The organism is Halodesulfurarchaeum formicicum (assembly GCF_001886955.1).
In the GTDB taxonomy this organism is placed as follows: Archaea; Halobacteriota; Halobacteria; order Halobacteriales; family Halobacteriaceae; genus Halodesulfurarchaeum; species Halodesulfurarchaeum formicicum.
This window is the reverse complement of sequence record NZ_CP016804.1, coordinates 239,556-257,429: the sequence shown is the minus strand read 5'-3', so window position 1 is coordinate 257,429 and position 17,874 is coordinate 239,556. Positions and strand designations below refer to the sequence as shown.

17 protein-coding genes and 1 tRNA gene are annotated in these 17,874 nt (G+C 64.0%); 11 read left to right on the top strand and 7 right to left on the bottom strand.

Going from position 1 to position 17,874, the window contains the following annotated elements:
• Positions 1–60 precede the first annotated feature (60 nt).
• From mutL to HSR6_RS01245, 3 genes are read right to left on the bottom strand one after another with little or no spacing between them, the layout of a single operon-like run.
• Positions 61–2,085, bottom strand: coding sequence for a DNA mismatch repair endonuclease MutL (gene mutL, locus HSR6_RS01255; RefSeq protein WP_071932588.1), 2,025 nt, complete (start codon positions 2,083–2,085; stop codon positions 61–63).
• Positions 2,082–4,685 carry a DNA mismatch repair protein MutS gene (gene mutS, locus HSR6_RS01250; protein WP_071932587.1) on the bottom strand — a complete coding sequence of 868 codons (2,604 nt, stop codon included), beginning with the start codon at positions 4,683–4,685 and terminating at the stop codon, positions 2,082–2,084. The genes mutL and mutS overlap by 4 nt, the downstream gene beginning before the upstream one ends.
• Positions 4,686–4,745: 60 nt before the next feature.
• Positions 4,746–5,774 (bottom strand): AIR synthase family protein, encoded by a 1,029-nt coding sequence (locus HSR6_RS01245; protein ID WP_070364235.1) that lies wholly within the window; start codon positions 5,772–5,774, stop codon positions 4,746–4,748.
• An 87-nt stretch (positions 5,775–5,861) separates the two neighbouring features.
• On the opposite strand from HSR6_RS01245, the gene HSR6_RS01240 reads away from it, so the two are divergent.
• Both HSR6_RS01240 and HSR6_RS11365 read left to right on the top strand, forming a co-directional pair.
• Positions 5,862–5,935 (top strand) — tRNA-Phe (locus tag HSR6_RS01240).
• A gap of 489 nt (positions 5,936–6,424) precedes the next feature.
• A complete protein-coding gene (locus tag HSR6_RS11365) occupies positions 6,425–6,658 on the top strand; it encodes a hypothetical protein (protein ID WP_070364234.1) in 234 nt (77 codons plus the stop codon).
• 247 nt (positions 6,659–6,905) lie between these two features.
• Here HSR6_RS11365 and HSR6_RS01230 read toward each other — a convergent pair whose 3' ends face one another.
• Complete coding sequence (locus HSR6_RS01230) at positions 6,906–7,562, bottom strand: AIM24 family protein (RefSeq protein WP_071933606.1); 657 nt, start codon at positions 7,560–7,562, stop codon at positions 6,906–6,908.
• 174 nt (positions 7,563–7,736) lie between these two features.
• Between HSR6_RS01230 and HSR6_RS01225 the strand changes: the two genes are divergently transcribed.
• The 5 genes from HSR6_RS01225 to HSR6_RS01205 all read left to right on the top strand — a co-directional run bounded on the left by HSR6_RS01225 (position 7,737) and on the right by HSR6_RS01205 (position 10,616).
• The gene (locus HSR6_RS01225) at positions 7,737–8,648 is read left to right on the top strand and encodes a S49 family peptidase (RefSeq protein ID WP_070364233.1); all 912 of its coding nucleotides are present in this window, start codon (positions 7,737–7,739) and stop codon (positions 8,646–8,648) included.
• Positions 8,638–9,600 carry a DUF4350 domain-containing protein gene (locus tag HSR6_RS01220; RefSeq protein ID WP_070364232.1) on the top strand — a complete coding sequence of 321 codons (963 nt, stop codon included), beginning with the start codon at positions 8,638–8,640 and terminating at the stop codon, positions 9,598–9,600. The genes HSR6_RS01225 and HSR6_RS01220 overlap by 11 nt, the downstream gene beginning before the upstream one ends.
• A 67-nt stretch (positions 9,601–9,667) precedes the next feature.
• Positions 9,668–10,009 carry an ArsR/SmtB family transcription factor gene (locus HSR6_RS01215; protein WP_158514127.1) on the top strand — a complete coding sequence of 114 codons (342 nt, stop codon included), beginning with the start codon at positions 9,668–9,670 and terminating at the stop codon, positions 10,007–10,009.
• Positions 10,006–10,332, top strand: a complete 327-nt coding sequence (locus HSR6_RS01210; RefSeq protein WP_071932585.1) for a hypothetical protein — start codon at positions 10,006–10,008, stop codon at positions 10,330–10,332. Before HSR6_RS01215 ends, HSR6_RS01210 begins: the two co-directional genes overlap by 4 nt.
• Positions 10,329–10,616 carry a DUF7521 family protein gene (locus HSR6_RS01205; protein ID WP_083426072.1) on the top strand — a complete coding sequence of 96 codons (288 nt, stop codon included), beginning with the start codon at positions 10,329–10,331 and terminating at the stop codon, positions 10,614–10,616. The genes HSR6_RS01210 and HSR6_RS01205 overlap by 4 nt, the downstream gene beginning before the upstream one ends.
• Positions 10,617–10,632: 16 nt before the next feature.
• Here the strand turns inward: HSR6_RS01205 and HSR6_RS01200 are convergent, their stop codons facing one another.
• Both HSR6_RS01200 and HSR6_RS01195 read right to left on the bottom strand, forming a co-directional pair.
• Positions 10,633–11,274 carry a YIP1 family protein gene (locus HSR6_RS01200; RefSeq protein ID WP_257786077.1) on the bottom strand — a complete coding sequence of 214 codons (642 nt, stop codon included), beginning with the start codon at positions 11,272–11,274 and terminating at the stop codon, positions 10,633–10,635.
• A 157-nt stretch (positions 11,275–11,431) separates the two neighbouring features.
• Entirely contained in the window at positions 11,432–12,013 is a 582-nt protein-coding gene (locus HSR6_RS01195; protein WP_070364227.1) for a hypothetical protein, read from the bottom strand.
• 110 nt (positions 12,014–12,123) lie between these two features.
• Here HSR6_RS01195 and HSR6_RS01190 point away from each other — a divergent pair, with 110 nt between their 5' ends.
• Entirely contained in the window at positions 12,124–12,810 is a 687-nt protein-coding gene (locus HSR6_RS01190; protein ID WP_071932583.1) for a carbonic anhydrase, read from the top strand.
• On the opposite strand, the gene HSR6_RS01185 is transcribed toward HSR6_RS01190, so the two are convergent.
• Positions 12,811–13,263 carry a YbhB/YbcL family Raf kinase inhibitor-like protein gene (locus HSR6_RS01185; RefSeq protein WP_071932582.1) on the bottom strand — a complete coding sequence of 151 codons (453 nt, stop codon included), beginning with the start codon at positions 13,261–13,263 and terminating at the stop codon, positions 12,811–12,813.
• Between the two features lie 170 nt (positions 13,264–13,433).
• Here HSR6_RS01185 and HSR6_RS01180 point away from each other — a divergent pair, with 170 nt between their 5' ends.
• From HSR6_RS01180 to HSR6_RS01170, 3 genes are all read left to right on the top strand, one after another.
• Positions 13,434–15,317, top strand: coding sequence for a cation:proton antiporter domain-containing protein (locus tag HSR6_RS01180; RefSeq protein WP_071932581.1), 1,884 nt, complete (start codon positions 13,434–13,436; stop codon positions 15,315–15,317).
• A gap of 50 nt (positions 15,318–15,367) precedes the next feature.
• Positions 15,368–16,432 (top strand): DNA-methyltransferase, encoded by a 1,065-nt coding sequence (locus HSR6_RS01175; RefSeq protein WP_071932580.1) that lies wholly within the window; start codon positions 15,368–15,370, stop codon positions 16,430–16,432.
• Between the two features lie 85 nt (positions 16,433–16,517).
• Entirely contained in the window at positions 16,518–17,867 is a 1,350-nt protein-coding gene (locus HSR6_RS01170) for a sodium-dependent transporter (protein WP_071932579.1), read from the top strand.
• Positions 17,868–17,874: the final 7 nt, after the last annotated feature.

Genomic DNA, 17,874 nt, shown 5'->3' with positions numbered 1-17,874 from the left:
CAAAAGTTGTTGCTACAAGACACGCCACGACCTGGCGGAGCTAACTGCTCGGCCAGGGTGTCAGGATCGCCGCTGGTCGTGCCCGGGATAGTCCCGCTCGAACCGATCCTCGAGTTCGTCTGTCGAGAGTTCGATGATCGTGGGCCGACCGTGCGGACAGGCATAGGGGTTCTCACAGGCATCCAGCGCCCGGAGCAGTTCGAGCACGGCCCCGTCCCTGAGCGAGGTGTTCCCCGTGATCGAGGGATAGCAGGCCATGTCCGCGAGCAGTTCGTCGGCCGCGGCGGTGATCTGGCCCCCTGGTTCGCCGTCGAGGGCCGAAGAGAGAACATCTCGCAATAGTTCCGGGTTGAGGGTATCATCGAAGACCGATGGCACTCCCTCGACGACCAGGCGCTCCCCGTCGAGGCGGGCCAGGAATCCCCAGGTCGACAGCGTCTCGGCCATCGCCTCGAACTGGCTGGCTTCCTGTGGGGTGACGGACAGCTCGACCGGCTCGACGAGTCGCTGGGTCGTCGGCTGTGAGCCAAGGGCCGCCTGGAGCCGCTCGTAATTGACTCGCTCGTCGGCGGCGTGCTGATCGATTAGCACCAGGCCGTCCGGGGACTCGGCCACGACGTAGGTGTCCTGGATCTGGCCGAGAATCCGCAAGGGAGGCAACGTTTCCGGGTCGAATTCGGCCGTTTCGGACTGATCGACTTCGGGAACCAGCGCGGTCTGTAACGGGTCCACCTCGATGGACGAGTCAGTGTCACGCTCGCCGGTCGAATCGACCGGCCCGGAGTCGGATTCTCCGCTCTCGACGGCCTCCGAACCGCCAGCCGGTTCCGGAGCCTCCACAGTGGACGACTCCGGATCATCCAGTTCCGGCCCACCCGTCAGTGACTCGCCTGCCGGCTCCTCCCTGGATTCTCGGGATGGGGCCGCTGTGTCGGTCCTCGCGTGATCGGAACCAGAAGGAACCGACTCGCCACCCCCCTCGTCAGTCGATTCCGATCCGGGTGGCGTCGAATGGTCTGTCTGGGGCTGCACGGCCGTCTCGTCCGGGGCGGAGCGACCCCGCGGGGCACTCGACCTGAGCAACCCGTGATCGAGCAGTGCCTCACGGACCGCCGCCTCGACTGCGTCGGTGACCGCCGACTCCTCGTCGAAGCGAACGGCCATCTTTCGCGGGTGCACGTTCACGTCGACAGTATCCGGCGGCACCGAGAGGAAGAGCACCGCGAAGGGATAGCGGTCGGCCGCGAGCTGTTTGCCGTAGGCCGAGACGATCGCGTCCCGCAGTTCCCCGGCCCGCACGTATCGGCCGTTGACGTAGGTCGAGACGTACTCGGTCCCGCTCCGGGTCGTCTCCGGGTCGCTCACGAGCCCCCTGATCGCGGTGATCGGGCCATCCGGCTCGGCTTCGACGTCGATCATGCTCGTCGCCACGTCGCGACCGTAGACCGAGAGCACCGCGCCCTTGCGGTCGCCGGTACCGGCCGTGGCAAACACCTCGTTGTCGTCGTGGGTCAGGGAGATCGCCACGTCGGGGTTCGCCAGCGCGTACCGGGAGACGATCCGGTTGACGTGGGCGAACTCGGTCGCGTCGCGTTTGAGGTACTTGCGGCGGGCCGGCGTGTTGAAAAAGAGGTCGGTCACCGTGACTGTCGTCCCGGGCGCGCGACCGACCGGCGCGACATCTGTCACGTCCCCGCCTTCGACCCGCACCTCGGTCCCCACGTCGGCTCCCGACTGTGGGCGGGTTTCGATGGTCATTCGGGAGACAGCGCCGATGGTATGCAGGGCTTCCCCACGGAAGCCGAGCGTTCCGACCCCCGCTTCGAGGTCGTCGATCGAGGAGATCTTGCTGGTGGTGTGTTGCTCGACGGCCCGGACCGCGTTCGCCTCGTCCATCCCGACGCCGTCGTCGGCCACGCGAATCAGGTCGGTGCCACCGGCGCTGACGGTGACGTCGATCCGATTCGCGCCCGCATCGAGGCTGTTCTCGACGAGTTCTTTCACCACGGAGGCGGGTCGCTCGATGACCTCGCCGGCGGCGATCTTTGCGATCGTCGAGTCGTCCAGGCTGGTGATCTCCGTCATTCGTTCTCACCCAGGCGCTCCTGCCAGGATTCGACCCGTGAGAGCACCTCGACGGGCGTCATCTCGGCCAGCGAAAGGTCGGACACTTCCTCGATTACAGCCGCCGTCTCCGGGTCTGGGCCGCTGTCCGTCGAGTCAGTCTCCTCCTCGGCAACGAACTCCCCCTGCCCCACGTCGAAGACGGTCTGGACCGGTTCGCCCCCGCCACCTCGGGCCTCGATCGCCTTCTCGGCCCGGAGTTTCTCCAGGATCGTCTCGGCCCGACCCACCACTGGCTCCGGAACCCCCGCCAGGTCCGCGACGTGGATCCCGTAGCTTCGATCCGCCGCCCCCGAGCGGACGGTCCGGAGGAAGGTCACCGTGCCGTCCTGTTCCTCCGCCGCGACGTGGACGTTGATGACACTGTCGAGGTGATCCGCGAGCGCGGTCAGTTCGTGGTAGTGAGTCGCAAAGAGGGTCTTCGCTCGCACCTCGTTGTGGAGATACTCCGTCGCGGCCCAGGCGATCGAGATGCCGTCGTAGGTTGCCGTACCACGGCCCACTTCGTCGAGGATCACGAGTGAATCCGCCGTCGCCGAGTGCAGGATGTTCGAGAGTTCCTGCATCTCGACCATGAACGTCGAGCGCCCCTGGGCGAGTTCGTCCAGCGCGCCAACCCGGGTGTAGATGCCATCGACCAGCCCGATCCGAGCCTCCGTGGCCGGCACGAAGCTCCCGATCTGAGCGAGCAGGACGATCAGCGCCGTCTGGCGGAGATACGTCGACTTCCCGGACATGTTCGGGCCCGTCACGAGCTGAAGGCGGCGGTCGCCGTCGAGGGAAGCGTCGTTGGGGACGAACTCCGTCGTCTGCTCCACGACGGGATGGCGACCGGCCCGGATCTCGATCCCCGACTCGACGAGGTCGGGCCGGACCCAGTCGTTTCTGACTGCGTGGGTGGCCAGACTCGCGAACGCGTCGACCCTGGCCAGCGCCGTGCCGACCGACCGCAACAGGTCAGCCCGCTCGGCCACCTGCTCGCGGAGGTCCTGGAACAGCTCGTACTCCAGGTCCGCCCGGCGCTCTTCGAGTCGCAGGGCGGTCCGTTCGTGTTCCTCAAGGGCGTCGGTCGTGTATCGCTTCGAGTTTTTCAGGGCCTTGATCTCCCGGTACTCCTCGGGCACCGCATCCGTCTCCGAGCGCCCGACCTGAATGTAGTACCCGTCGGTCTGGTTCCGACCGGTCTGGAGGTGGGTGATCCCCAACCGGGACTTCTCCCGGTCGGCGAGCGAGTCGATCCACTCGACTGCCCGTTCGTACTCGGTCAAAATCTCGTCGAGCTCCGGGTCATACCCCCGTCTGAAGATGCCGCCCTCACGGACTGTCTTCGGCGGATCGTCGACGATGGCCTCCGCAAGTGTCTCGATGAGGTCCATTACTGCCTGCTCGTCCGGTTCGGCGAGTGCCGCCCTGACTGGCGACTCGGCGAGGACGGGATCGCCAGCCACCGTCTCGACGACGGCCGGGTGGACCGAGAGGGTCTCCCCGACAGCCCTGAGATCGCGTGCATCAGCCGTGCCGTGGGCGATCCGGCCCGCCAGTCGCTCCAGATCGAGGGCGCCATCGAGGGTCGCCTGGATCGAGTCGCGAGCGAGTGCCCGCTCGGTGAACGCCTCGACCGCTGCCTGGCGCCGGTCGAGTTCCGTCCGATCCTGGCGCGGTCGCTGGAGCCACTCCCGGAGCAGCCGACCGCCGCCGGCCGTCACCGTGTGATCGATCGTCTCGAAGAGCGAACCCGCCGTGTCCCCCTGCATCGTCTCGGTCAGTTCGAGGTTGCGCTGGGTCGTCGCGTCGAGTTCGACGTGATCGTCGGCCCGGTAGGGCTGGAGCCGCGTGAACGAGCGGGCCACACCCAGCCCGGTCGCGTCCACGTAATCCAGGGCCGCCCCCGCTGCCTGCACAGCCGGGCTCTCGGGTTCGATGCCCAGGCTCCGGAGCGCCCCTTCGCCGAACTGCTCTCGGAGCCGGTGGGTCGCCCGGCCTGGGGCAAAGGCGTCGGGGTCGTGCTCGGTCACGGTTGCGTCAGTCCGGTCGCGGAAGGGCTGAAACCGCTCCGCACGCAACTCCGGCCCCGGCAAGAGTTCCTCCGGGTCGAAGCGATAGACCTCCGTCAGGGCGTCTTCCAGGTCCTCGACCTGCGTGACGTGGAACCGGCCGGTCGTCACGTCCACGAAGGCCAGACCAAAGGCGTCCGCCCCCTCGACGACCGTCGCGAGGTACTGGGCCGCCGCGTCGACAGTGTCCAGAAGCGTTCCCGGCGTGACCACCCGGGTGATCGATCGCGCGTGCCCGGACTCGGTCTCGTGCTGGTCGGCCACGGCAACCCGGTAGCCCCGCTCGACGAGGGTCTTCACGTATGGCGTGAGCTCCGAGACTGGCACGCCGGCCATGGGGTAGTTCGAGCCGTGACTGGACTTCTGGGAGACGGTGAGGTCCAGTTCCTGGGCGACCGTTTCGGCGTTCTCGGCGAAGAACTCGTAGAAGTCCCCGACCTGCATCGCGACCAGGTCCGCGTCGGTCTCTGCGGCCAGTTCCAGGTACTCGTCGACGATCCCGCTCATGAGTCCATCCACCGTGTTCGGGATCGCAATCGCATATTCCAGGGCAGGGAACGGGCGTGTTTAATCCCTCTGCTCCGGCGGTCCGTACCGTTCCCGCGCCCGCTCGTAGGCCGGCCAGAAAGGGTCCGTTTCGGGCTCCGGAAGGGGGTCGCCGTCCACCCGAACCCCACCCCCGGATTCGACGGTGCCGATCACTCCCACCCGAATGCCCGCCGCATCGAGTGCCGAGCGGACCGACTCGACACTCCCTGGCTCGACCGTGAGCAGCACGGTCCCGGAACTGGAGGCCACCCACGGGTCGATGTCGAAGGTCGAGCACACTGTCGCGACCCCCGGCCCCATGGGGACTTGTCCGGACTCGACGCGCAGGCCGACGCCACTCGCGTGGGCCAGTTCGTGGAGGGCGTTCGCCAGCCCACCCTCGGTCGCGTCGTGCATCGCGGTCACGGAGCCTGCTCGGGCGGCGATGGCGGCATCCTCCACGGGACTCGCCTCGAAAAACCGGTCCCGGGCTGCCGCGACCGTCTCTCCATCGAGTCCCGCTGGTTCGCCGAAGACGGATCCCAGAATGCCGGTCGTCTCGATCGCCGGTCCCTTGGTGACCAGCAGGCGGTCACCCGGGGTTGCGCCCGTGGGCCGGACCACCGACTCGGGGTCGCCGACGGCCAGTGCAGTCCCGGCCCCGATGGTCGGGAAGGCAGCCCCCGCGTAGGCACCAGTGTGGCCCGTGACGATGCTCACACCCAGTTCGCGGGCCTCCGCGTCGAAGACCGTCCAGATGGTCTCGAAAGTCTCGGGGTCGGTCCCGGGCGGAAATGAGAGGTCGACGGCCAGGTGTGATGGTTCGAGCCCGGAGAGAGCGACGTCGCTCAGCAGGACGTGGACCGCGAACCAGGCGGCGCGTTCCAGGCCCAGATCCCGGAGGACGAAGACGGGGTCGGTCGCGAGTGCGAGCGCGCGGTCGCCGATCGAGAGGAGCCCGAAGTCCGCCCCGAAGGCCGGGCCGAGTTCGACGTCCGGGCGATCGGCCCCCAGACGGCCCGCGATGTACTCGCTGAAGAAGTCCCGGTCGACCTTCCCCGGTTGCATGCCCCGGGGTTTGACCCCGAGGGGCTTGAGTCGGCCGGTCCATCGATTCGAAATCCTTTTTGCGCTGGTCGGCCAGGTTCCAGTTGCGCCGCCTTAGCTCAGACTGGGAGAGCACTCGACTGAAGATCGAGCTGTCCCCGGTTCAAATCCGGGAGGCGGCACTTCTGTGATTCTGCCCGACGAGCGGAGCGAGTCGGCAGAATTCAGAATGCCAACGACCGCGATTTGAACCAGACCGAGGTTCTGCGAGCGAAGCGAGCAGGTTCTCGGGCGTGGTTCACAATCCGGGAGGCGGCATTCCACTTTTTACTTCGTCGGGTTCGCCGAACGCGAACCACTCCTCGCAAAAACTTGGGGAAAAACATTCCGAACGCTCCCTGCGTTCGCGTTCGGTGAAACCGCGACTCGCTTCGCTCGTCGCGGTATGCTGATACTTGACTGAAGATCGAACTGTCCCCGTTCCCGCGAGCGGAGCGAGCGGGAAGTCAAAGGGCGAGCGCAAGCCAATCTTTCGAGAGTTCAAATCCGGGAGGCGACATTTTCCTGCGAACAACGTGAGCAGTGAAAATGCTCCCGACCGCGATTTGAATCCTGGAAACCGAACGCAGTGAGGTTTCCAATGGTTCACAATCCGGGAGGCGGCATGCCTTCTGCAGTCGTTCTACATTCGAACGACGACACCGCCTTATCAGTTCGACAAAATCCGGACACCCGACTGGGCGGACCGCGCCTCCGATTCCGTTTCGGAAGGAAGTGAGGTTCGAATGGGCAAGCGTGAGGGTACTGATGATTGGGTGGTTCAGTCGGTCATGATTGAAAAGAACGTCGGCGAAGAGAAGGCCCGCGAGCAGGCTGACAAGATCATCAAGAAGATCGAATCGTGAACAAGTTCTTCGACGAGTGCGAAGAAATCAGGAGCGTTGCTTCACGTTGAGACGGTGATCGGAGGCCACTGCAAAAGTTCCCGATGTGAGTTTGGCAAGAAGAGAAGCGTCAGGGGGAGTGGGGGGTTGGCGGTGCAGGCGGGTGGGGGGATTCACGCCCCAGTTGAGAAATCGAGCGTGTTCGTAATCAACCCCGTTTCGCAGTTTCAGGACGTGAAACTCGTCCCACCAGGCAACCCGGAAGAATTCAGCCCAGTTCTTCGAACGGCTGGACGACGACAAACCCACTTTCGCCAGTGAATTGCATCTGAAATCGCTCGCCGGATTCCTGTCCGACCATGTCCGAGAGACTGGCGTTTACTTCGACGGTTGGGGAGACACCACTCCAGGCGACCGTCGCACTCGGATCCGTGGTCACCGGCGGTTGGAGAACGAGCGGGTCGCCGTGGGTTGTGAGCGCCACGTACCCCGGTCCCGAGAGGTGAACGTTCGTGAATCCGCCGGCGAAGGAACCGGCCAGACTGTCGATCGAGCCGATTTCGTAGGAAATCTCCGGTGCAAAAGCGAGAATGTCCTCCCCATTGACGGTGACCGACTCGCCAGCGTCGAGTTTGAGAATCTGAACTTTCTTCTCTCGATCCGCGAGATACACGTGTCCTTGTCCCTCGACATCCATGATCGGGGTTCCCTCATCCGTCGCAGCCTCTTTGAGAAACCCCGTGATCCCACCTTCCGCCGAAGCTTTCCCAGTGAACGAAAGGTCACCGGTGTGAGCGATCATCGAGCCGGCTTTGGCTTTGACCGATCCGTTGACGGTCACATCGAGCGTGTAGTCGTTTTCGAGTTTGAACTGTTCGCCACCTGGGTCGGGCGCGTTTCGCGCGGTGAATTCCTCGAGATCCATCGTGTTCACGGCCAGAGACGCTAGCCAGACGGGAAATGGCCAGGGACCCCCCTAAAGCCAGGCGCGCTGTTTCACTCCCCGAAACTCGGGACAGTCCGGAAATCGCCAGCGGAGTTTCTGGCTGTGAAACTGCGCTTGCCATCTTACCTGTGGGGCCCACGAGGAGCAGACTGGATGAGCAATCGAATTGATGACTTCGTACGGGAGCTCCTCTCCTCGTATGCAGTCCTCGCAATAATCGGCATCCTCGTCGGTGCGATACTCATCCCTCCGGGGCTCGGAGCCGTCGCCGGAGCGGATGGGACCGTCGCCGTCGTTACGATAGACGAATCGATCACTGGCGCAACCGCCGACACGACCGCCCAGGAACTTCGTGACGTCCGAGAGGACGATTCCATCGACGCCGTTGTCCTCCGTGTGGACAGCGGTGGCGGTGCAGTTACGGGCAGTGAAACCCAGTACAGGGCCGTCAAACGCCTTGCCCAAGAGAAGCCCGTCGTGACGAGCGTCCGCTCAATGGCCGCGTCGGGAGCCTACTACACAATACTCCCGAGTGACACGATTTACGCCCAGCCGAGTTCGATGGTCGGCCACGTCGGCGTCATCGCCTCGTATGCGGATAGCGAGGGCGTGCCGGCCTCCATGACCTCCGGGCCCGACAAAGCGTCCGGGGCCACGATCGACGAGTACCAGGCGCAACTTGAGACGCTCAAACGGTCCTTCGTGAGCACGGTCATGAACGAACGGGGTGAAGAGATTACACTCTCCCGAACCGAAGTCGCACAGGCGAAGATATACACCGGGGCCGAGGCGGTCGAAAACGGCTATGCCGACAGAATCGGTGGCCTCGAGACTGCGATTCAGGCGGCTGCTGAGAAAGCCGATCTCGGCTCGTACGAGACCGAACACCGAGATCCAGTTTCGATCACCGACTTGCTCTCGTTGATCGGACTCGAGAGTGGAAGTACGACGCCTGAAACGCTCTTCCACTCGCCTGGTGTCGACCGCGTTCGGTATCTCGCACTCTGGGGAACGCCTGCCGAAATCGGCACCAACTCCACGGAGGTGACCACCTATGCAGGGTGATGAGTTGCTGAGTCGGATTGGATTGTTCGTACTGGTAAGCCTGGCTGTCGGGGCGCTGTTCACGATACCGGCGATGAGCGGCCAGCCGGTATCCGACGAGGCAGATCTGGACGTTAGCTCACACAACTCGGCCAATATCCTGGCCGAGGCCCCAGCAGAGACCGGCACGGTTTCAATCGAAGCCGCGGCAGAGCCAAAGCACGTGGTAATCGACGCAGCCCACAGTAACGGCATCGACAGGGCCTCACTCGATCCGATCGTCTCCGCCCTTACGGAAGCCGGCCACGAGGTAAGCTTCTACCGTGGAAGTGCCCTGGGCTCGGTCAACGCGACACTTCGCCAGGCTGACGCGTTCGTCGTTATCTCGCCGGGCACGGCCTATTCGGCTGAAGACCGAGCAGGGTTGAACGCGTTCGTCGACGCCGGTGGTCGAGTTCTCCTCGCCGGCGAGCCCACAACCCAGACAGGCGGTACCTTGACGTCCCTGTTGCTGGGTTCGACCCAGGTCACCTCCTCAACACCGCTGACCGGGCTTGCAGCCTCCTTCGGGGTTGCGTATGGTGACGGATACGTGTACGACCTGGAACGGTACGATCTCAACTACCGCAACGTCTACGCCACGCCGTCGGGATCAGAATTCCCGAGCGAGACGAACGTAACCGTTCACGAGGCCGTGCCGGTTCGGGGCGGGACGCCCGTCCTTGAAACGGTAGACACGGCAAAGGTATCTAGCGACCGAGAAGCCGCATCCTATCCCGTCGCCACCCGGAACGGTGACGTACTCGCGGTCGGGGACGCGTCGCTTTTCGACACGGAGTGGGCACACCGAAACGACAACGAAGAATTCGTCGGCGCGGCGATCGAGTTCCTCGTGAGCGGGGAGAAGACCCCCGGGGCACCCACACAGCCACAGTCGAGTCAGGGACCTGGGACACCCACTGCGATGCCCTGATCGAAACGCAGGCATCGGAGCTCTCTGACCACCCATATTTAAACGGAATCACACTGAAATGCGGTCCATGGACGGCGAAGAAGTCGAGGTGCTCGAAGCCGTCCACGACGATTTTTCCCGGGAAATTCTGGAACGAGTCGCCCAGGAACCACTCTCCGCCCCTGAATTAGTGAAGCAGGTGGACGCCTCGAAGCCGACGGTGTACCGCCGGCTGTCCGATCTGGAGGAGATGGATCTCGTCGCGGCACGGGTACAGCCAGACGACGCCGGTCACCATCGAAAGCAGTATGTTGCGGCGGTCGACGCAGTTCATATCTGTGTCGAGTCGGACGGACTGTCGGTTCAGGTCGACCGCTCGGCCGAGGACGCCGTCGATCGCTTCCGAAAGCTCGTAGGTGATATCACATGATTGAGACACTGTTCGCTGCCGTGGGCGGGTCGATTCCGGTCGCCGTGCTCGCCGTCTTCGCGCTCGGAGCCGCGTTCCTGTACGCGCTCTGGATCGCGTTTACCTTCCTTCGAGGATACCGGGAGGCAAGTTCGCTCCGGAGCGAGGGGCTCGCGGTGGGGCTGGTTCTGGTCACCAGTATTCCAATTGGTCTCCGGTTCCTCGCGGCGACGATGCTCCCGATCGGCGGAGACATAATCGCCCTCTTCACGACGGCGATCGAGCTGCTCGGTCTGCTCGTCGTCTTGGCCACGCTGTATTTCCCCGGAGGTGAGCAATCGTGAATCCATCCCTGGTAAGTAACGTAACGACAGTACTGCTGGCGCTGGTCGGGATCATTGGCTTTTTCGTCTCGCTTCAGAGCTACCGAGCGTACCAGCGATACGGGTCAAAACAGATGGGGTTACTCGCCCTTGGCATCGCCATGCTGACGGTCGTCCCGGTCGGGCTGACTGTTGGGCTTCCCGTAGTCCCTGGAGTGACGGATGCGGCGTCGCTGCTCGTGGTCTCCATTAGCTACCTCGTGGGGCTCGCTGCGATCGATGTCGCGTTCAATCACGTCGAGTGAGAACGAGGAACTATGTTTAGAGCACGAACACTTTCGCAATCTCGAATGCAGCGACGGGCGCTACAGCGAACGCTGCCTGCCACCACCGTACGTCACGGACCGTCCGGACCAGAACGGCCCAGAGTCCAAGTGACCAGGCCGTGGCCAGGTGGTCCACCAAGAGACTGGTCTCGACGATCTGTGTCGCCTGGACTTGCGCAACGAAGGCCGAATTTCCCGCTGCTGTCGCAGGGGGCGGGACCGAAGCGGCACTGACGACCATCGCTCCGAGCCAGAGCACCCCAGCGAGCGCCCAGGGCACGAACCCCCAGGCAGACAGCCAAAAGACCGAGGAAAAGGTCCCGGTAGAGGCAAATGGAAGCGATAGCAGATAGAAACTCGCGGCGAAAACCAACCAGTAGAGGAAGACGTGACCGAAGCTGACGAGTGCCCCGGCGACGGTGATTGCCGGAATCTCGATCTGAAACGCCGTACTCACGTAGGAGAGTGTCAATCGCTCACCGATCACGGACATCGATGCGAGGAGCAACTGCGCACCGAGTGTACTGGCACCAGTGAGCGAGAGGATCAACACCGGGAGAATGTGACCCGGTCGCTCCATGCGTGAAGAAAAGAAGGCGGCAGGAGAGCGAACCAGCGCTGAGACGGGAGCGGCCATCTGGTTCACGTACCAAAGCATCGCCCTTAGTAGTTTCTCGACAGTCTCGGCGTCCAACACACAGGTTCGAACAGAACGATCGAGTCCGATGAAGGTCCCCCACAGCCACGAAAATCGAGTCGCTGTTCGACGACCGTGATCGGGTGTGACTCGAACCCTACCGGACGACCGCTACCAGGACCGCCCCCACCGTCGCGAACACGAGGGGGTAGACGATGCCACCGAGCAGGATTGCGGGGAGCAATTGCGGGCCGATCGAACTGGACACATCGACACCGATCATGGACGCCTCCATGGTCGCGCGGCTGACGAATGCGCCGATTCCAAGGACCAGGGCGTACCCGAGTGCGACCGGCGCGCCAGCGACCACGGCTTCGCCCACGTCTCGGGCATCGAGTCGATGGGCGAGCAGCGCACCGACACCCACGAGGACCAGCGGCGGAACCAGATACAGGAGACCGGCCCCGGCCGCGTTCGACTGCGCCAGGAAGTTGACGCTATCGACGCCGCCGAATCCACCGATCGAACCGCTGACTTCGGTGTCGACCATGTGGGCGTTGGCGAAGTACCAGAACAGGACCTTCCACTCGGAGACCTCGGCCATGACGGCGTCTCGGGCCTCACCACTCAGCAACAGGGCAGTCAAGAGATAGCCGAGAGCTGCAGCGATGACCCCCAGACCGGCACTCGCCGCGAGTTCGGTACGGCTCGACTGATCCGTCGGTACAGAAGTTGCCATACGCCATGTACGGCGGGCAGACCCAAGGGGGTTGTGACCGTCCAAGGCGGACCTGGGCCACACCTGCCCGGACCCGGAGATAGAAACCGACGGAAACCGGAGACGAGGACATGCCCGAAACGAACCTGCAGGAGCTTCTCGAACGGAACGCACGGCACACCGAGTCCCTGGAATCGGATCACTTCGACGCGGTCCAGGACGGACAGGAACCGGCCGCCGTCGCCATGACTTGCGCGGACTCGCGAGTCAGCCAGGAGGGGATGTGGGCCGTCGAGGACCTCGGCTGGCTGTTCACGCCGAGCACGATCGGCAACCAGGTCTGGGATCGGCACGAAGGCGATCGCGTCGTGGACGGCAGCATGCTCTACCCACTCGTCCAGACCGGAACCGACGTGGCCGTCGTAGTTGGTCACACCGGCTGTGGAGCGGTGACGGCGGCGCTCGAAGCTGTCAAGGGCGAGGGCGAGGAGTTGCCCACCGGCGTAACGAAGTGGGTTCAGGAGCTTTTCCCCGTAATCGAGGCCGGCCTGGCCGACGATCGGGTAGATCCGGATCGGGCAGATCTAGTCGATCAACTCGTCGAGTACAACGTCGACCGGCAGGTCGAGTTCCTCCAGGAGAGCGAGGACGTGCCCGCTGACGTCTCCATCTACGGCTTCGTCTACGACTTCCAGCAGGTCTACGGATCGGTTCCGGGCCGGGCCTACCTCGTCAATGCTGACGGCGAGACCGACCTCGACGCGTTACGGGCCCTGGCCGGGGACGGACACGCCGAGCAGGTCAAACGCCTGCTGTAGTCACGGCGCATACGTCCCGGTGAGTGTGGCCTGATCGAGGACGTGCCCCTCGATTTCGGCTTCGAGTGTCTCTTTCTCCGCCCCCGGATCGAGGGCCAGGTCGCTGTCGAGCGCGAACAGCCGGAACCGGTAGGTGTGCTCCCGGTTCGGCGGATTCGGTCCCCCGTATCCACGTTCCCCGTAATCGGAGGTTCCCTCGTGTGCGCCCGCAGCATCCCAGTCCTCGGGAATCAGTTCGATTCCGGGGTCGATGTTCCAGACGAGCCAGTGGCCCCAGACTTTGCCCGCGGGTTCCACGGCGTCCGGATCGTCCATCACGAGTGCCAGTGACACTGTCCCGGCGGGCACGCCCTCGATTGCAAGCGGCGGATTCACGTTCGCGGCCGTGTACCCGTACTGGTCGGGAATGGGGTCGCCGTCGGCAAACGCCGGACTGCTGAGTTGGAGTACCATGTAGTGCGCACCCAATAGCCACTATGCGGACCGGCGCCTAAAATTTAGCCCCACTGACACGTACGGACCGATCTGTCGGCAAGCGGATGAGAGCAATTTAGTGTCCGACCGCGTCAAAAGGAAACTATGGGATCGAGCGAGCCGATCGCAGTCGGTGATCGAGGACGACGATGAGCGCCAGTACGGTCGGCGAGCCGAGCGTGTTGATGGTCGTCGCGGTGATCATCACACTCGGAGTGGCCGGACAGGTGCTGGCCGACCGGTACCGGGTGCCCAGTGTGCTCTTCTTGATCCTCACCGGCGTCGCCGTGGGTCCGGAGGGGCTCGGGCTGGTCACCCAAGGGACCTTCGGCGGATCGCTCTCGACCATCGTCGGGCTCAGTGTCGCGATTATCGTCTTCGAGGGAGCCTTCCACCTCGACCACGAGAAGATCCACGAGGCGCGGTCGGCGGCCCTCCATCTGGTGACTGTCGGGGCGGCGCTCTCGTTTGCCGGGACGACGGTCGCCGCACACTACCTCCTGGGCATCGAGTGGGGAATCGCGGGACTCATCGGCGCGCTCCTGATCGCGACCGGGCCGACCGTCGTCACGCCGATTCTCGAGGTCGTCCCGGTTCGAGACCACGTGGCCGCGGCCCTGGAGACGGAGGGCATCGTCAACGACGTCACGGCGGCCATCCTCGCCGTCGTGGTGTTCAAGCTACTGGCCGCCACCGAGGCGGCCCCCAGCGCGTACCTGGTCGAGTTCGTCGAACGTCTGAGCATCGGGGTGTTCGTCGGGCTGGCAGTGGCGGCCGTACTCTGGTTTCTCCTCACGCAGGTCGAATTGCCCGCGGGATGGAGCCCCCAGAACGCCCGCCTCATGACCCTGGCCGGGGCGATCCTGGCCTTTAGCCTCGCCGATACCATCGCCACGGAATCGGGGGTGGCCGCAGTCGCCGTGGCCGGGGTGGTCCTCGGAAACGCCGATCTCCCCTTCGAGGAGACCATCGCGGAGTTCAAAGGGGACATTACCCTGGTGGTGCTCTCCTTTGTCTTCATCGCCCTGGCGACGCTGATCGAGTTCGACGCGCTGTTCGCACTGGGGCTGTCTGGACTGTTACTCGTGTTCGTCATCGCGGTCATCCTCCGACCAGCGCTGGTCTTTATCTCGACGTTCGCCGACCAGTTCTCGATGCGGGAGCGGCTGTTCATGGGTTTCGTGGGCCCGCGGGGGATCATCCCCGCGAGTGTCGCGACGCTGTTCTCGATCCAGTTACAGAACCCGGCCCCGCCGTCGAACCCGGCGGGCGCGGAGATTCTCGCGGGGACGGTCTTTTTGGTCATCTTTCTCACCGTAATTTTCGAGGGCGGATTCGCCAGAAAGATCGCCGAAACACTCGACGTGATACCAATGCGCGTACTCATAATCGGTGGCGGCCGAGTGGGAAAGGAACTCGCCGAACGGCTCTCGGAGCGGGGCGAAAACGTCGTCATCATCGAGCGTGACGACGTGGTCGCCAAACAACGACGAGCCGAAGGATTCACCGTCCGAACTGAAAACGGCACCGACGTGGAAGTGCTCAGAGCGGCCGGTGCCGAACAGGCAAAGACCGTGATCGCGGCGACCGGCGACGACGACACGAACCTGCTGGTCGCCCAGCTGGTCCGGGCGAAGTTCCAGACCGAGGACGTGATCGCCCGCGTGAACCGGCCGGACAACAAGGACGCCTTCGAAGAACTGGGTGTGGAGGCCGTTTCGGCCTCCACCGCGACCGCCTGGGCGATCGACAACCTCGTCGAGCGGCCGGCCCTCTCGGAGTGGATGAGCGAACTCGGCCGGAGCGGGGACGTCCAGGAGGTCGAGATCACGGATGAGGAGCTGGTTGGCCGGTCCGTCGCGGATATCAATCCGGACCTGCCGGAGGGCTGTATCATCGCGCTGTTGACTCGTGAGGGAACGAACAATGTCCCGAAGGGCGATACGGAGCTTTCGATGGGCGATCGTCTCACCATCATCGGCCCGCGGGAGGGAGTCAAGGAGGCCGTCTCTTGGTTCCACCCGCACGACTAGCGCCCGAGGACGCCAACGCACATTACCCGGGCCCGCCAAGCACTGCCAGCATGGAGACCCGCCACCGCGTCGAGGTCGCCGACGCCCGCGACATGGGGGCTGTCGAGACCGATGCCGTCGAACTCGTCGTCACGTCCCCACCCTACCCGATGATCGAGATGTGGGACGACCTCTTTGCCGACCTCGATCCGACGATCGGCGATCACCTCGACGCGGGCAACGGCCAGGCGGCCTTCGAGTCGATGCACGAGGCTCTGGAACCCGTCTGGGCGGAACTCAAGCGAGTGCTCGTAGACGGCGGGATCGCTTGCATCAACGTCGGCGACGCGACCCGAACCCTGGGAGATAGTTTCCGGGTCTACCAGAACCACGCGCACATTCTGTCCGCCTTCGAGAAGCTGGGGTTCGAGCCCCTACCCGAGATCCTGTGGCGCAAGCCCAGCAACTCCGGGACGAAGTTCATGGGTTCGGGAACGCTGCCGCCAAACGCGTATGTCACGCTCGAACACGAGTACGTGCTGGTCTTCCGAAACGGGCCCACGCGTCGGGACTTCGAGCCCGGTTCGCCGCGTCGCTACGAGTCGGCGTATTTCTGGGAAGAGCGAAATAAGTGGTTCTCGGACGTGTGGACTGGTCTAACCGGCGAACTCCAGGCACTGAACCACGACGCGCTCCGGGACCGGTCAGCGGCCTACCCAGTCACCGTTCCCTACCGGCTCATCAACATGTACAGCGTCTATGGTGATACCGTTCTGGACCCGTTCTGGGGCACCGGGACGACCAGCCTCGCGGCCATGGCCGCCGGCCGGAACTCGATCGGCTACGAACTCGAACCCGAGTTCGCGACGGTCTTCGACAAGCGAGTGGCAAACGTACCGACACTCTCCGAGCAGATCATCGAGAAGCGACTCGAGGCCCACCGCGAGTTCGTCGCGAACGCCCGCGAGGACGGCCGGGACTTCGGCTACCAGGCCAAACACTACGAGTTTCCCGTGACGACCAAGCGCGAGCGCGGGCTCCGCTTCTACCCGGTCGACCATGTCGAGGAGACGAAGTCGGGCTATCGGGCCGTTCACGAGGCACACGACGACGGCCACACACCGGAGTGGACCTGAAATTCCGGGCCATGTGTCAGTCCACCGTGCAAAATACTGCCAGGATCAATTCTTTTAAGGCCCCTTCCTCGTGAACCCCTGTTACATGGCACGAGAAACCTGGGGCACGCGAATCGGCTTCATCCTCGCCGCGGTGGGGAGTGCAATCGGACTGGGCAACATCTGGCGATTCCCCTTCCAGGTCAGTCAGGAAGGGGGCGCGGCGTTCATGGTGATGTATCTGGCCTTCATCATCCTCATCGGGTTCCCGGCGATGCTGGCGGAGTTCGTCGTGGGCCGGAAGACGGAGTTGAACACAGTGGGGGCGATACGTGACTTCGCCGGGGGCTACTGGCAGTATCTCGGCGGCCTGTTCGTTTTCATCGGCTTCGTCATCCTGTCCTACTACAGCGTCATCGGTGGCTGGGTGCTGCGATACATCCTCGGCAGCGTCACCGGCGGCTATGCGGCCACCGAGAGTGCGGCCGCGTACTTCGGCATGGTGGCAACTGGCACGGACACGCTGATCGCCCACGCGGTCTTCATGCTGCTGGTCATCGGGATCGTCGCACTGGGCATCCAGCAGGGGATCGAACTCGGTGTGAAGGTCATGGTGCCCGCGATCCTCGCGATCTTCGGGATCCTCGCTGTGTACGCGTTCACCCTCCCGGGTGCCGGCGAAGCGTATGCGTACTACCTCTCGCCGGACATCGGCTACATCATGCAGAACTGGCAGAGCCTGGTGCCGGCCGCGGCCGGGCAGGGCTTTTTCACCCTCTCGCTGGGGATGGGCGTGATGATCACTTACGCCTCATACCTCGGTGACGACAAGAACCTCGGCATCGACGGGATCAGCATCGTCGTCCTCAACACCTCCGTGTCGATCCTGACCGGGCTGGTGGTCTTCCCGATCCTCTTCTCGGCCGGCGTGGATCCGGCGACCTCCGGGCCCGGCGCGATCTTCGTCAGCATCGCCGAGGCGGTCCTCGACCTGCCCTTCGGACGGGTCGTCGGCCTCCTGTTCTTCCTGACGGTGGCCATCGCTGCACTGTCCTCGGCGATCAGCCTGATCGAGGTCGTCGTCTCCTACGCCATCGACGAGTTCGGCATGGACCGAGTCAAAGCGACGGTCATCGCTGGCGTCGCCATTTTCATCCTGGGTGTGCCAGTCACGATGAACACGGTCTTCATCAACCTCTATGACATCCTCGCCGCTCAGATCCTGTTGGTGCTTGGCGGCGTCCTTCTGATGGTCCTTGTCTCCTGGCTGCACGCGGGCGAGGCCATCGAAGAACTGGAGCAGGGCATCGGCGATCTCGGAAGCATCGGATCGCTCTGGATCTGGATGGTCCGGGTCCCGGTCATCCTCGTCCTGCTCGTCTCCCTGTACCTCGGAGTTACGGGCTACATCGACTTCCTGACCGGCGCGTTCGCCGAATACCTGGGCACGCTATAGGACGACT